General features: G+C 58.2%; 15 protein-coding genes. 4 read left to right on the forward strand and 11 right to left on the reverse strand.

Features of this window, described 5'->3' with window-relative positions; translation table 11 throughout:
- Positions 1–6: 6 nt before the first annotated feature.
- From ABVN21_RS24090 to ABVN21_RS24120, 7 genes are all read right to left on the reverse strand, one after another.
- The gene (locus ABVN21_RS24090; RefSeq protein ID WP_339552568.1) at positions 7–633 is read right to left on the reverse strand and encodes a gamma-glutamyl-gamma-aminobutyrate hydrolase family protein; all 627 of its coding nucleotides are present in this window, start codon (positions 631–633) and stop codon (positions 7–9) included.
- On the reverse strand, positions 630–2,945 hold the full coding sequence (locus tag ABVN21_RS24095; RefSeq protein ID WP_339552569.1) for a PEP-utilizing enzyme: 2,316 nt from the start codon (positions 2,943–2,945) through the stop codon (positions 630–632). The genes ABVN21_RS24090 and ABVN21_RS24095 overlap by 4 nt, the downstream gene beginning before the upstream one ends.
- A 6-nt stretch (positions 2,946–2,951) precedes the next feature.
- Positions 2,952–3,701 carry a methyltransferase domain-containing protein gene (locus ABVN21_RS24100; protein WP_339552570.1) on the reverse strand — a complete coding sequence of 250 codons (750 nt, stop codon included), beginning with the start codon at positions 3,699–3,701 and terminating at the stop codon, positions 2,952–2,954.
- Positions 3,698–4,294, reverse strand: a complete 597-nt coding sequence (locus ABVN21_RS24105; RefSeq protein WP_339552571.1) for an adenylyl-sulfate kinase — start codon at positions 4,292–4,294, stop codon at positions 3,698–3,700. The genes ABVN21_RS24100 and ABVN21_RS24105 overlap by 4 nt, the downstream gene beginning before the upstream one ends.
- A gap of 24 nt (positions 4,295–4,318) precedes the next feature.
- The gene (locus ABVN21_RS24110) at positions 4,319–5,491 is read right to left on the reverse strand and encodes a hypothetical protein (protein ID WP_339552572.1); all 1,173 of its coding nucleotides are present in this window, start codon (positions 5,489–5,491) and stop codon (positions 4,319–4,321) included.
- Between the two features lie 327 nt (positions 5,492–5,818).
- Entirely contained in the window at positions 5,819–7,312 is a 1,494-nt protein-coding gene (locus ABVN21_RS24115) for a YifB family Mg chelatase-like AAA ATPase (protein ID WP_339552573.1), read from the reverse strand.
- 214 nt (positions 7,313–7,526) lie between these two features.
- Positions 7,527–7,793, reverse strand: coding sequence for an accessory factor UbiK family protein (locus ABVN21_RS24120; protein ID WP_339552574.1), 267 nt, complete (start codon positions 7,791–7,793; stop codon positions 7,527–7,529).
- A 420-nt stretch (positions 7,794–8,213) separates the two neighbouring features.
- Between ABVN21_RS24120 and glnK the strand changes: the two genes are divergently transcribed.
- The 4 genes from glnK to sutA all read left to right on the forward strand — a co-directional run bounded on the left by glnK (position 8,214) and on the right by sutA (position 10,990).
- Complete coding sequence (glnK, locus tag ABVN21_RS24125; RefSeq protein WP_002555808.1) at positions 8,214–8,552, forward strand: P-II family nitrogen regulator; 339 nt, start codon at positions 8,214–8,216, stop codon at positions 8,550–8,552.
- A 35-nt stretch (positions 8,553–8,587) separates the two neighbouring features.
- A complete protein-coding gene (locus tag ABVN21_RS24130; RefSeq protein WP_339552575.1) occupies positions 8,588–9,925 on the forward strand; it encodes an ammonium transporter in 1,338 nt (445 codons plus the stop codon).
- 214 nt (positions 9,926–10,139) lie between these two features.
- Positions 10,140–10,565, forward strand: coding sequence for a secondary thiamine-phosphate synthase enzyme YjbQ (locus ABVN21_RS24135; RefSeq protein ID WP_339552576.1), 426 nt, complete (start codon positions 10,140–10,142; stop codon positions 10,563–10,565).
- Positions 10,566–10,666: 101 nt separating this feature from the next.
- Complete coding sequence (sutA, locus tag ABVN21_RS24140; RefSeq protein ID WP_192416627.1) at positions 10,667–10,990, forward strand: transcriptional regulator SutA; 324 nt, start codon at positions 10,667–10,669, stop codon at positions 10,988–10,990.
- A gap of 199 nt (positions 10,991–11,189) precedes the next feature.
- On the opposite strand, the gene ABVN21_RS24145 is transcribed toward sutA, so the two are convergent.
- Genes ABVN21_RS24145 through dapF form a run of 4 tightly spaced genes read right to left on the reverse strand, consistent with a single transcriptional unit; the run spans position 11,190 to position 14,365 of the window.
- On the reverse strand, positions 11,190–11,897 hold the full coding sequence (locus ABVN21_RS24145) for an HAD-IA family hydrolase (protein ID WP_339552577.1): 708 nt from the start codon (positions 11,895–11,897) through the stop codon (positions 11,190–11,192).
- A complete protein-coding gene (xerC, locus tag ABVN21_RS24150) occupies positions 11,894–12,793 on the reverse strand; it encodes a tyrosine recombinase XerC (protein WP_339552578.1) in 900 nt (299 codons plus the stop codon). Before xerC ends, ABVN21_RS24145 begins: the two co-directional genes overlap by 4 nt.
- Before the next feature lie 2 nt (positions 12,794–12,795).
- On the reverse strand, positions 12,796–13,521 hold the full coding sequence (locus ABVN21_RS24155; RefSeq protein ID WP_339552579.1) for a DUF484 family protein: 726 nt from the start codon (positions 13,519–13,521) through the stop codon (positions 12,796–12,798).
- A 13-nt stretch (positions 13,522–13,534) separates the two neighbouring features.
- Positions 13,535–14,365, reverse strand: coding sequence for a diaminopimelate epimerase (dapF, locus tag ABVN21_RS24160; protein WP_339552580.1), 831 nt, complete (start codon positions 14,363–14,365; stop codon positions 13,535–13,537).
- Positions 14,366–14,367 lie beyond the last annotated feature (2 nt).

Here is a 14,367-nt window from a genome sequence, read left to right on the forward strand (position 1 = left end):
ACAATTCTATCCTGTGAGTTCTTGAGTGGAATTGGTGATGTTGAACAACTGCTGGATACGCTCAATATCGTGCGCGGCAAAAGCGGTTTCGCGCTCTGGGTGCCACATCCAGCCTTGCCAAGGCAGGTGAAGGTGTCTGATCGCTTCGATCTCGCCGTCTTCGCTTCGTGCCATCACTTCAAAACCTTGCGGACAATTCTCAAGGGCGAAACCGTGATAGCTATTGACCTCGGACACGATCAACCCTGATAACCGGTGCCGGGTGCGCACATGCCCTGTCACCGGTTTCAACCCGCTACCTGACCAGTGGGCCAGCATCTGCATGCCCCGGCAGATCCCCAAAACTGGCAGATTGCGTGTACGCGCGTGGTCGAGCATCCTGCTTTCAGTCTGGTCGCGGGCCGGGTATTGACCGATGTCATTGCCCCCTGAAAGAACAACTGCTTGCGGCGATACTGCTGCCAGCCAGTGATCCAGCTCATCCGGCGATTGCCGGCTTAAGCCGTTGGGTACCGGCACGGGGATGAGGCCTGCCGCCAGCAAAAAACCGCTCAGGCGCTGGTCCAGTGCATCACGGGTTTCACCGCGCTCCGGGTGAGTGTCCACGCGTTGGCTGACAGCGACTATTTTCACGACATCATCTCCACCCTGCGGCCCGGGCAGTCCAGGTGCAGGAAGTCCGCCGTCGACCAGCGACGGTAGAGTACCTCGCCTGCACCAATGACCGCTGGCAGTCCAAGTTCGCCAGCACGTATTGCCATGTGCGAATTGGCCCCACCCCACGCGGTGATCAGTCCGGCAATCGGGTACGCAAACAACCAGTCGAAGCCTGGGTCCGCATTGGGGATGCAGACAATCGCCCCGGCGAGTTTTTGCCGGTCATCGCACTGCACCACGGGCGCGGTCACCCTCTTTTGAGTGATGAAATTGGGTGCCGTTTCTGGCCACTCGAAACTCCAGACATCCTCGGGGCAGGTAATGACCGGCGGCAAAGAGACTTTGAGTGTCTCTGCGTAACGAGCCTTGCCTTGCTCGATGCTGCGCAACAGCACTTCTTTCGGATCCGCTGCCGCAACGTGCAACTCCTTGAAGGCGCTGATATCGCAATAGGCCAGGTCTTCTCGGTCAATCCCATGTTGAGCACCCACCTGAGCAATCAGCGCCAGCGCGTCCGAGAGATTGCGCGTGAAGTGAAATTTGGCCAGCTCGCGCAGTTCGATGCCGTTTTGCAGGAAGTCCAGCAGACCCACCGGATCAGGCTGCAGGCCATGGACCTCAAGCAACTGCACGATCTCGCGCATCTGTGGCAGCGTCAGAGAAAAGGGTCGAACGGGTTCTGGTGCAGCTGGGCTTTGAGTCCAGTCGAAATAGAGCTCGGGAGCCTCATCGTAGCGAGGCGAGAGGATGTCGTAGGTGCCCGGTCGCAAATGCCCGTAGCGCGCCAGGAATGTTGTCTTGTCGAGGGTGGCGCGGTCACGTGCCAGCTGACCGCTGACGGTGGAAACACCCGCCATGAACGCATCGTAATCAGCTTGCGAGAATACGCCGACGCTGACCAGCGATCTGAGCATCTGTACCGCCACGAAGCCTGCACGTGCCAGGCCAGCAAAGGGCAGGGTGCCGTAACGTTTGGCATCTTCCAGTAGCCAATAAATGCGCTCCAGCGGATCAGCGTTGGACGCCAACAGTGCCTCGCGGCGGGCGTTGAGTACGTCAAGCTTGTTCGCGTCGCTGCGCCACAGACCATCCTTGGGATGAACGATCCGATTGGTCAACTTGCGCAAACTGGTGCTGATGGCTTCCAGTTCGTGATCGAGAAAACCTGCACTGCGCAAACGTTCCAATTGCTGCGACAAGTCCAGGGTGTAGCAGGAGTAAACAATCTCGAACTCCACCTTGTCGTGTAATGTCGGTTCAGCCAGCAACCGATCAATGTAGTAATCGACCAGGCGTCCGGCCAATCCTTCATCGAGGTCCGCCGGAATGAAGGAGTTGAACGACAGGCGCACATCGATATAAGGCAGGCCGAAAAAATGCGGCATCAGTGGAAAGCTGCGCAAGTTACGGTAGCCATAGTTGTGACGCTGGTAGGCCCAGATCGAGTCTGTGACCAGATCCCGATATAGCGAAAGCGCCAACGGTTTTGGGCGGATACCGATAATTTCTGCCGGGTTCCAGTCGGGCATCACGCCATACACTGTGCGCTGGCCGATCAGGAAAGGATGTGGCCGCATGCCGCGTTCCACTTTGCTCTGAATACTCTCGAGCCGGGCAAACTGCGTTGTTGCAGACTCAGGCCGCGAGGGCAGGATCAGGGGGCGTGCCTGGAGCAGCCACAGTGTCTCGCCTTCGGTTTCGGTTGTGACCGCGAATTCGCAATCAACGGGCTCGTCTCCGAACAGGTCCAGCAGCTCTTCGAGCAAGGCAACTACGGGGGCGAGGGACGCTGGTGGTGAAACCCTGCTGTGCGCCGCCTGCTGCCAGAGCCGCCCACCCATACCGCCAGTGACCGCTGCCGTGTCGCTGCCTTCCGACCAGTTCACTATCCGATACGGAGCGCAGGTGTTGGGGTCATGGGAAAAGGCAACACCTGAACGCGCTACGTTGCCTAACATCGGCTGAATCAGGATCTCGTCTGTAAGGTGCACATCTCCATAACTGGCGATGACCTGTTCGATCGCGGATATCAAGCCCGCCTCATCGACGTTCGGCACCGATAGGAAAGCACCGGCGAAGGACGCCTGGGCGCTGTCCTCGCGCCCGCAACTGGAGCGTACGATCCAGGGGGCGACAGGCAGTTGTCTCTGAATATCCCCCACACAGGCGCGCTGATCCATTCGCCAATCCGCCACAGTGAACGACAGCAGTGGAGCAATGCGCGCCGACGCAAGCCGCCCTTGAAGGCTGGACAGGGTGCCGGCCTTCGTTGAGAAATGCAGGGCCATTAGGCGTTATCTCAGTTGAGCGACCCAGATGTTTGTCGAGTACGGAATCTGGATTGATGGCGTCTGAAGGCTTTGCAAGTAGTCGTCAATCGCGTCAATCACTTCGTGGAAACGCGCGCCGGCCTGACGTTCCAGCGTGGCGTGAGACCGCCAGGCTTCAAGGCACTCTGCAATGGATTGCTCGTGAATGACTCGCGCATCCAGGTGAACAACCGGACCGAACAGTTCGCTGGCATCGATCACGGCAGTCTGATCTTCACGACGAGTACCGTAGCCATAACCGGCTACTCGCTCTTTGATGATGGCCTCGATACGGGCCTGGATCGGGTCGTCGAGGTGACGATGGTTCCACATGCAGGCGAACCAGCCACGTGGCTTGAGAATACGTGATGTTTCCTTGAGGGCCTGTTGGCGGTCGCAGACATTGAAGGAACTGCCGAACGTGACCATGTCAAACGCTTGAGACGATTGCCCAGTGACCTCACCGGTACCTTCATGCCACTTCACGTTGCTCAACTCGGCGGTGCGCTTGATGCCATTGGTGCGCATCGCGTCGTTCGGTTCCACCGCGATGACATCCAGGCCGCGAGCGGCCAACATCAGCGTCAAGTGCGCAACACCGGCACCGACATCGCAGAACTTGTCGCCTTTTTGGGCACCTGCGATCGACAACATGGCGTCAATGGCGGCATCGGCGTAGTCAGGGCGCTTGAGGTAAGCATCGGCCAGCGTGGTGTAGTCCCATTCGGTTTTCATACAATGTTCCTTCTATGAATTTGTTTGACTAAATAATCCGCCAGGCTCTGGCTGGAGCGTTCTGGATCGAACTCAACCAGGCAGTCTGCTTCTAGCGGTTCATCAATGACCAGATCAAGTCCGGCAACGTTGTGTAGTTCACCTGCATCGAACCGACGGTAGATTCCCTTGGGATCGCGCCGACGCAACTCCTCTACGGGTACCTTCAGATAGACCTCGAAGTAACCTGGCAGGTGGGCGCGGTTCCACTCGTGAACCTCACGAAACAGCGAAATTGTGCCAATGACCACGGTCTGCCCCTGCGCAGCGAGCATTCTGCATAGCCGGGCATACTGCATCGCAAGGGCCAGGCGACCTTCACGGCCGTGGTTTTGTGAGTTATTGGCGGCTGCACCAAATACCTCGCGCAGCTCGTCTCCATCCAGCAAGACCACTGATTGGCCGATGCCACGTAGCTTGGCAACGAGCTCCTCGGCCAGAGTCGACTTGCCCGCACCCGAAAGGCCTGTAATCCAGACTACCTGTCCACCCGACTCGCGTTTCATATCGTTCTGACTTGTGTTCGATGTGAGTATGTCGGCAGGCTGAACCATTGCATGAGGTTCAGCGTGCACTATTTACTGTTGATCTCGATCAACGGTATGGCCAAAAGAGTTGATCATGGAACCGTAGAATTTCGACGCGTGCCGATATTCAACCAAATCTCTTAACATCTCTTTAGGGCATGGCAGGTCGCTGAATTGCGATTGGTAGAACTTCTTGTAAATAGAGTGGCTGTCCTCGGCACTCAGCAGGCTGAGCCCAAGGGCTAGATCTTTGAGTTCTTCGCTGTTTTTTGCGATGGGCAACAAGTTGTCCAGTTCCTTTAGCCAGACGTCAACTATGGGGTTGTTTTCGTCCGTAGGTGGAACGTAATAAATAGGTAGTTTGCCCGAGCTGAGCATGAATGAAACACCGCCAGTCGAGGCATCCGTGATGATGGTGTCGCATTTCTGGTAAAAGTCTTTACTGCTCGTTCCTGGTTCATCGATAGTGACCCATTCACAAGTGGAAAGCTGGTCGCATAAACTTTTTACAACCGGGTGTTCAATGTCAGTCATGTACGGACGCAAAATGAATCTGGCATGAGGGAGTTGCGACTTGACGGTATTCAGAACGGTTTGCAGGTTTTCATACAGGGTTGCATTCGTGGGGCAAATGCCAAGTTGAGTTGGCAGCAGTCCTATAACATGTTCATTGGTGGTTTTCTTGACCGATGGGAAAACATCGATGAACTCAGCGATTTTTATCGGGCGCGTCGGGATCGGGCTTGTTGTGCGCAGGTCCGAGCGTAATCCTATTCCGTCAGGTATCGAAGCTTTCAGTGATTTCCTGGCGCGTCTGTAAAGCTGCAGCCCTGTACTGGTCAAATGACAGGCCGATCTGGACGGCGAAACAATAGCGTCCCAATAGGCAGTCAGTTCAGCATAATAGTAGGGGTCTTTTGCCGGCATTCCGACATTGCCATGACTGATGAAAACACCAAAGTTTGAATCGTCAAGAAAGCGTCCGATCCAGGCATCGTTCGATATGACGACTTGTGATTCCAGGCTTGCAATGAATTCTACATCAACTTCGGTGACAGGAAAGTTGAGAAAGTCTTCTGCTTCTTGTTTGCTTAGTCCGGTTCTATTCGTTTGAAGTACGATGCAGTTAAAGTCATTGCGAAGAGCATCGAGTGCGGGAATAAGATACTCGAGATAGGTCTTTCCGCCACTAATGACGTTGCTGATTAGATAAATATTGTTCATGAGGAAGGCGTTCTTATTGAAATTTGCCTGGGCAAATCCGGTATAAAGTTAACAAGTGCGTGAAGAAAAAATCACATGATATCCTGTTGCACTTATCATAGTTAAGTCCGTCGTAGTCGCTGGATAATCTGCTACGTACGGTGGGTAAAAGAAATTTTATTCATTGTAAGTTAGCCCTTCCTATATACGTGTTGGTAAGTTCTGTGTCTTGGATAAACAGTATTCAGTCTTGATGACAAACGTCACCGTTATATCACAGTTTGGCCAATGGCTATTAGCGGCTGGGGGGGTATTTCTGTGGGTGCGGGTGTCGTACGGTGAGCCTCGTCATTGTGTCCCCGGACGATATTGCAGTGCCTCAGCCAGGTGGTCACGAGTGATTGCATCACGCTGCTCAAGGTCGGCCAGTGTCCGCGCAACTTTGAGCAGTCGATGAGCCGAGCGCAGTGACAAGGTCAACCGCTCACACGCCGATTCCAGCCATTTCTCGTCGGCTGTGGATAACTTGCAGTGCCGACGCAGCCCTGGTAAATCCAGGAAGGCATTCGCGCAACCCTGACGTCTCTGCTGGCGTTCCCGGGCATTGGCAATCAGCGCCGTAGCACTGGCGCTGTCATCGCCGGGTGTCGAAACAGGGTTCAGCGCCGTGGGCTCTCGAGCGACGGTCAGGTGCAGGTCGATACGGTCCAGCAGCGGGCCCGATAGTTTGTTGCGATACCGCTGCACCTTGTCCGGTGTACATGAGCACTTGCCGCTCGGTTCTCCAAGATAGCCGCAGGGGCATGGGTTCATTGCCGCCACCAACTGAAAGCGCGCTGGAAACCGTACACGGTCTTTAGCCCTTGAGATTACGATATGCCCCGATTCCATCGGTTCCCTGAGTACCTCAAGTACCTTTCGATCAAACTCCGGCAACTCATCGAGAAACAGCACGCCGTGGTGGGCGAGAGTGATTTCCCCGGGTTGCGGTTTCGAGCTGCCGCCAACCAGCGCAGGACCAGATGCCGAGTGGTGCGGTTGCCGAAAGGGACGCTGCGGCCAATGGCTCAACGGCGCACAGCTGGTGACCGATTGAATTGCCGCCACTTCCAGAGCTTCGCTTTCGCTCAGCGGTGGCAGCAATCCTGGAAGGCGACTCGCCAGAAGCGTCTTGCCCGTTCCGGGAGGTCCGCAGAACAACAAGTTGTGCGCCCCCGCAGCAGCAATCAGCAACGCCCGTTTGGCGGCTTGCTGGCCTTGTACTTCATTCAGGTCGGGATAGGGCTTGCTGGCGAGTATCAATCCATCAGAAATGTAGGGCTCGACCGGAGTGTGCCCATTGAAATGGGCCACAGCTTCCAACAGATGATCCACCGCAATCACCTTCAACCCCGATGCCAGGCACGCCTCCTCGGCATTCGCCCGCGGCACCATCAACGAACGCCCGGCCTTGCGCGCCGCCAACGCCGCCGGCAACACACCACGCACGGCCCGCACAGCACCTGACAGCGCCAACTCACCCAAACATTCCACATCATCGAGCGTCAGCGTCGGCACCTGCACACTGGCGGAAAGAATCCCCAACGCAATCGCCAGATCGAACCGCCCACCGTCCTTGGGCAGATCTGCCGGTGCCAGATTCAACGTGATCCGCCGCGCCGGAAATTGCAGCCCCGAATTGATGATCGCACTGCGCACCCGATCCTTGCTCTCCTTCACCGCCGCTTCGGGCAGACCGACCATGGTCAGCGATGGCAAGCCGTTGGCCAGATGCACTTCAACCGTAACGGCGGGCGCTTCCACGCCGACCTGGGCGCGGCTGTGGACGATGGAGAGGGACATGGTCGTTCCTTGAGATGACGTGGGGACCGCTTCCTGCGGGTTTTTCAAGGGTAGTCGGGGGAGGAGATTTTGGCGGGGTGGTGGAGGCGGCAAACCTTCACTGGATGTTGCAGTTACTAAACGCGCAGGAGCCGGCTTGCTGGCGATGGCGACAGAACAGTCAACATCGTTGTTGAATGATCAAGCGCGATCGCCAGCAAGCCGGCCCCTACAGTTATACGGTTTCTGCTGGTGGATTCAGCTTCGCTTCCAGCTCCGCCACTTTCGCCTCAAGACTTTCCAATCGCGCCCGAGTACGCGCCAATACAACCATCTGACTATCGAACTCTTCCCGACTCACCAGATCCAGTTTGCTAAAGCCGCTCTGCAGCAACATTTTGAACTGGCTTTCAATTTCTGCTTTCGGCAGTGGAGTGTCGCCGCTGAAGAGGCGGGAGGCGGTGCCGGTCAGGGCGTCGAGGAAGTCTTTAGGCGCGAGCATGAGGGAATGTCCTGGTAGCAATGGCGGGCAGTGTATCACGCAGTGTCTATAGTCATTTTCGCAGGCAAGGGATGCACGCTTTTCGCGCATGTGGACGGACGGCGTCGCACCGTTGTTGTGCGTATCGTGTCGAGTGTTGTTGCGAAGACGTGGGCATTAGCGGGCAAGGGGTTGAAATCAGTGAAAATTCTGGAGATGGCAAGCTTTCTGCTTAGACCCTCATGACCCATGCACTGATGCAGTCGCTGTGACGAATGCAGTGCGCCAAGCGAAACGCGGGGAGTGTTTTGCAAGGAGCGGTTAGCTGGCGTCGGACGGGCAGGTAAGGCCGACGATGCGTTACAAAGCCAGGCACTGCGCTTAGACTTGAGACGGGTTTGTTTTCCTGGGGCAAGTCCACCAATTCGGGAGAGAGTTTTCATGAAGCTAGTCACTGCCATCATCAAGCCGTTCAAGTTGGACGACGTGCGCGAGTCGTTGTCCGAGATCGGCGTGCAGGGCATTACCGTCACTGAAGTCAAAGGCTTCGGTCGGCAGAAGGGTCACACCGAGCTGTACCGCGGCGCGGAGTACGTGGTCGATTTCCTGCCAAAGGTGAAGATTGATGTCGCCATTGACGACAAGGATCTCGACCGGGTTATCGAGGCGATAACCAAGGCCGCCAACACCGGCAAGATCGGTGACGGCAAGATCTTCGTGGTCAATCTGGAACAGGCGATTCGCATCCGTACCGGCGAAACCGATACCGACGCAATCTAAGCCGCCACAAACCCAACGCCCCAGGAGAAAACAATATGACTCTGCGTAAATCCGCAGGGCTAGGAGCCCTGTTGTCCATCGTAATGCCCAGCCTTGCTTTGGCGGCAGACGAAGTGGCGGCCCCAGTCCTCAACTCCGGCGACACCGCCTGGATGTTGACCTCGACAGCCCTCGTGCTGTTTATGACCATTCCAGGCCTCGCGCTGTTCTACGGCGGCATGGTTCGGTCGAAAAACATTCTTTCCGTGATGATGCAGTGCTTCGCCATTACCGGTCTGATCAGCATCCTGTGGGTCATTTATGGCTACAGCATCGCGTTCGACACCACGGGCATGGAGCAGGGCGTCGTCAACTTCAACTCGTTCTTCGGCGGCATGGGCAAGGCGTTCCTCGCCGGTGTCACGCCAGCCAGCCTGACCGGTCCTGCGGCGCTGTTCCCTGAGGCGGTGTTCATCACCTTCCAGATGACGTTCGCCATCATCACTCCAGCGCTGATCGTTGGTGCCTTTGCCGAGCGGATGAAATTCTCCGCGATGCTGATTTTCATGGGCATCTGGTTCACCCTGGTGTATGCGCCGATCGCGCACATGGTCTGGTCCGGCAACGGCGGCCTGATGTGGGACTGGGGCGTGCTGGACTTTGCCGGCGGCACCGTGGTGCACATCAACGCTGGTGTGGCCGGTCTGATCGCCTGCCTGGTACTGGGCAAACGCAAAGGCTTTCCGACCACCCCGATGGCCCCACACAACCTCGGTTACACCCTGATGGGTGCTGCGATGCTGTGGGTTGGCTGGTTCGGTTTCAACGCCGGTTCCGCTGCCGCAGCCAACGGCACTGCCGGCATGGCGATGCTGGTCACCCAGATCGCTACCGCCGCTGCTGCATTGGGCTGGATGTTCGCCGAGTGGGTCACCCACGGCAAGCCAAGCGCACTGGGTATCGCTTCGGGCGTGGTTGCAGGCCTGGTCGCAATTACTCCGGCTGCCGGTACTGTAGGTCCGATGGGCGCTCTGGTAATCGGTCTTGCCGCTGGCGTGGTGTGCTTCTTCTGCGCGACCACCCTGAAGCGCAAACTCGGCTATGACGATTCCCTGGATGCCTTCGGCGTACACGGTATCGGCGGTATCCTCGGCGCGATCCTGACCGGTGTGTTCGCTGCACCGTCTCTGGGTGGCTTCGGCACCGTGACCGACATCGCCGCACAAGTCTGGATTCAGTGCAAAGGCGTGGGCTTCACGGTGATCTACACCGCGATCGTCACTTACATCATCCTCAAGGTCCTCGACGCTGTGATGGGCCTGCGTATCACCGAAGAAGAAGAGGCTGTCGGTATCGATCTGGCGCTTCACAACGAACGCGGCTACAACTTGTAAGTACGCGCATAAAAAACTTGCCCGGCTTGCCGGGCATTTTTTTGTCTGGAATTTGTCATCAAAGGAAGCGCTGAAAGGTTTTTTCTTACAGCTTTTACGACGTTAGCGACGAGTGTTTTTGTGCCGCCAATGGCTTACAGGATAGAAGGAATATTAGGGCCTTTGTTTTTTTCCTGAGCGCGCTAGAATGCGCCCCGAACGTGCGGAGAACTGTATGTGGCAACAGACTCTGATTACCCTGCGGGCGAGGCCCCGGGGCTTTCATCTGGTAACGGACGAGTTACTCGCCGGCCTGCCTGAACTCAAGGCGTGTCGGGTCGGTCTGTTGCATTTGTGGCTGCAGCATACCTCGGCGTCGTTGACCATCAACGAGAACGCCGATCCGGCGGTACGTCGCGACTTCGAACGGTTTTTCAATCGTCTGGTCCCACAAGGAACAGACGGCTATGAGCATAACGACGAAGGCCTGGACGACCTCCCGGCGCACTTCAAGGCCAGCGTACTTGGCTGTCAGCTCAGTTTGCCGATTTCGGCGGGCCGACTGGCGTTAGGCACCTGGCAAGGCGTTTATCTGGGCGAGCACCGTGATCATGGCGGTGCTCGTAAAGTCCTCGCCACCGTGTACGGTGAAGGGGCGTAACCGCTGGTCAGCAGCGGTTGTTGATTTTTTTCCGGCAGCCTTCGACAGAGGGCAAAGCTGGGCTATAACTAATCTGCTTTTCGCAAGTCATGAGGTAGAACATGAGCGACGATGATCTGGAAAACGACGACCTCGAAGTAGGCGACGACGACGAAACCGAAGAAGGTCTGGAAGCAGCGGCGGAAGACGTCGCTGAAGACGACGGCGGTGAAGCGCCCGTTCCGACCGCCAAAGGCAAAGCCAAGGCTGCGGTATCGGTCGATGAGCTACCGAGTGTCGAAGCCAAGAACAAGGAACGCGACGCCCTGGCCAAGGCCATGGAAGAGTTCCTGGCTCGTGGTGGCAAGGTGCAGGAAGTGGAGGCCAACGTGGTCGCCGATCCGCCCAAGAAGCCGGATAACAAGTACGGTAGCCGGCCTATCTAAGCCCGCTGCCTGCCTGCTGAAAAAGCCCGCCGTCGCTGCGGGCTTTTTCATGCCTGGAGCAATGTTCCAGGGCGATGTGCAATCCACTGTAGGAGCCGGCTTGCCGGCGAAGGGGCCCTTGAGCCTTGTGCGGTACTTGCGGCCGCTATCGCTGGCAAGCCAGCTCCTACAGGGGTTGTGGTGATTTTTTGGTTTTGGGTCAAGCCGCGCCCGCGTTCCACCGTGCCAGCAACGCCGGCAATTCGGTCAGGCTGCGAATCTGCGCATCCGGCAAGCGCTCCGCTTCCCAGGTCTTGCCCGCCGGATTGAACCAGATCGCGCGCAGCCCTGCCTGCTGGGCGCCGGCAATGTCATCACCCGGATGATCGCCGATATGCACCGCCGTTCCGGCCGTCGCGCCACCACGCTGCAACGCCTCATGAAACAGGCGCGCATCCGGCTTGCCGACGCCGATGTCTTCGGCGCACAACGCAAACTTGAAGTAGTCCGCGAGCCCCAGCCGTCGCACATCGGCATTGCCGTTGGTGACTACGCCGAGGGTGTAGTGGTTGGCCAGTGTTTCCAGGGTCGGTTGCACCTCCGGAAAGATTTCCAGTTGATGCCGGGCGTGTAGAAAGACTTCGAAACTCCGCTCAGCCAGGTCCGACGCTTCGGCGTGGGCGTATCCGGCTTCTTCCAGTGCCTGGAACAACACGCGGCGTCGCAGTGCGCTGATACGGTGCTTGAGGTTGGGCTCGATACTCAGGATGCGTTCACGGATGGCCCACAGGTGCTCGACCGGCACCGCGCCCAAATTGGGGGCATGTTCAGTCAGCCATTCACGCAATACGGCTTCGGCGCTGACGATCACCGGGGCGGTGTCCCACAGGGTGTCATCGAGGTCGAAGGTGATCAGTTGGAGAGTCATGAATCATCGCCTTTAATGCGTTTGGCCCGTGGGTGGGCGCTGTCGTAGACGCTTGCCAGATGCTGGAAGTCCAAGTGGGTGTAGATCTGGGTGGTCTTGATGTCCGAGTGGCCGAGCAATTCCTGCACCGCGCGCAGGTCCTGCGAGGACTCCAGCAAGTGGCTGGCGAAGGAATGCCGCAACATGTGCGGGTGCAGGTTTTGTCCCAGTTCGCGTGCGCCCGCAGCTTTAACCCGCAGTTGGATTGCCCGTGGCCCTAGACGTCGGCCTTGCTGACTGACAAACACCGCGTCGTCTGCGGGGTTGGCCATGGCGCGCAAGGGCAGCCACAGTTCCAGCGCCTCGCGGGCTTTTTTGCCCACTGGCAACAGGCGGGTCTTGCTGCCCTTGCCGAGCACCTGGACCATGCCGTCCGCCAAATCAAGCTGATCGAGATTGAGCCCGGTCAGTTCCGACAGGCGCAGCCCGGAGGAGTAGAACAGTTCGAGGATCGCCTGATCCCGGCGCGCGAGAAAGTCATCCTCCACGCCACCTTCAAGCAATTGCAGCGCACGGTCGGTGTCGAGGGTTTTCGGCAGGCGGCGTTCGCCCTTGGGCGGTGCCAGGCCGTTGGCCGGATCGTGATCGCACAGGCCTTCGCGGTTCAAATAGTGATAGAGCCCACGCACCGCCGACAGCAGCCGCGCCAGGCTGCGCGACGATTGGCCCTGTGAATGCAGGCGGGCGATCAGGCTGCGCAAGCGCTGGATGTCCAGGGCGGCCCAACTGCCGATGTTCTGTTTGACGCACCAGCCCAATACTTTGTCGAGGTCGCGGCGGTAAGCCGAAAGCGTGTGCGGCGACACCTGCCGCTCACTGCGCAGGTGTTCGCAGTAAGCGTCCAGTTGCCGTTCCATGATCAGCGTACCGAGCGCAGGGAGCTATTGACCCGTGGCAACACGCGGCCCATGACTTCGGCGATGTAGCTGAGGAACAACGTACCCACCGAACTCTTGTATTGCTGCGGGTCACGGCTGGCGATAGCGAGGATGCCGTGAATGCCCTGATGGCTGATGGCGACGACAGCGGTGGAGCCGATTTGCTTGCGCTGTTCTTCGCCGAACAGGAAGTCCAGTTCGTGCTCGCGCAAGCTGCCGCTGACACTTTTGTCCTCCAGCAACAGGCCGCCGATGGCTACCTGCGCGTCGGCGTGGGTTACCCAGCGGCCGACCGGCATGGCGTTGTCGCCAAGCAGGATGAGGCTGACGAAGGGCACCTGGAAGTCTTGGCGCAAACTGTCTTCGACGCACATCACTACGTCTTCCAGGGTGGCGGCGTCCATCAGCGCGAGTATCAGGCGGCGGGTCTTTTCGAACAGGCGGTCGTTGTCGCGGGCCACGTCCATCAAGTGCGAGAGGCGATGACGAAGCTCGATGTTGCGGTCGCGCAGGATGGTCATCTGCCGCTCCACCAGCGACACGGTGTCGCCGCGTCGGTGGGGAATGCGCAGGGCCGGAAGCAGTTCTTCGTGCTCGACGAAGAAATCCGGATGAGCCTCCAGGTACGCGGCAATCGCCGCCGCCTCCAGGCTCTCGGACGGCGATTCGTCGGACTGTCGGGCGGGTACCTGAGGCTTATCGGTCATGGTTTTGGCTCACTCAAAGACGTACTTGTCCTTCATATACACGGACCGCCGGGCCGGTCATCAACACCGGTTGGCCTGGGCCTGCCCATTCAATGGACAGACGCCCGCCAGGCAGGTCGATCAACAGTGGCGAATCCATCCACCCCTGGCTGATCGCAGCGACTGCCGCGGCGCAGGCGCCGGTGCCGCAGGCCTGGGTTTCCCCGGCCCCGCGTTCCCAGACGCGCAACTGCGCACGGCCCCGATCGATGACCTGGAGAAAACCGACATTGACCCGCGCCGGGAAGCGCGGGTGATGTTCGATTTTCGGCCCCAGCTCATGCACCGGTGCGTTGTTGATATCGCTGACCCGCAGTACCGCATGGGGGTTGCCCATGGACACAGCGGCCAGTTCGACCGGCGCGCCGTCGACGTCGATCTGATAATTCAACGCCTGTTCAGGCGCCTGAAACGGAATATCGGCCGGCACCAGGCGCGGTGCGCCCATGTTCACGCCGATCTGCCCGTCGCTGCGTACATCCAGTTCGATGATGCCGCTCTTGGTTTCGACGCGGATCTGCCGTTTCGCGGTCAGGCGCTTGTCGAGCACAAAGCGGGCGAAGCAGCGCGCACCGTTGCCGCACTGTTCCACTTCCGAGCCGTCGGAATTGAAGATCCGATAACGGAAATCCACGTCCGGGTTACTCGGCGCTTCGACAATCAGCAATTGGTCGAAACCGATGCCAGTGTGTCGGTCACCCCAAAGCTTGGCGTGCTTGGGCAGAATATGCGCGTGCTGGCTGACCAGGTCGAGGACCATGAAGTCATTGCCCAAGCCGTGCATCTTGGTAAAACGCAGCAGCATGG

Origin of the sequence: Pseudomonas sp. MYb327 (genome assembly GCF_040438925.1) — a bacterium.
In the GTDB taxonomy this organism is placed as follows: domain Bacteria; phylum Pseudomonadota; class Gammaproteobacteria; order Pseudomonadales; family Pseudomonadaceae; genus Aquipseudomonas.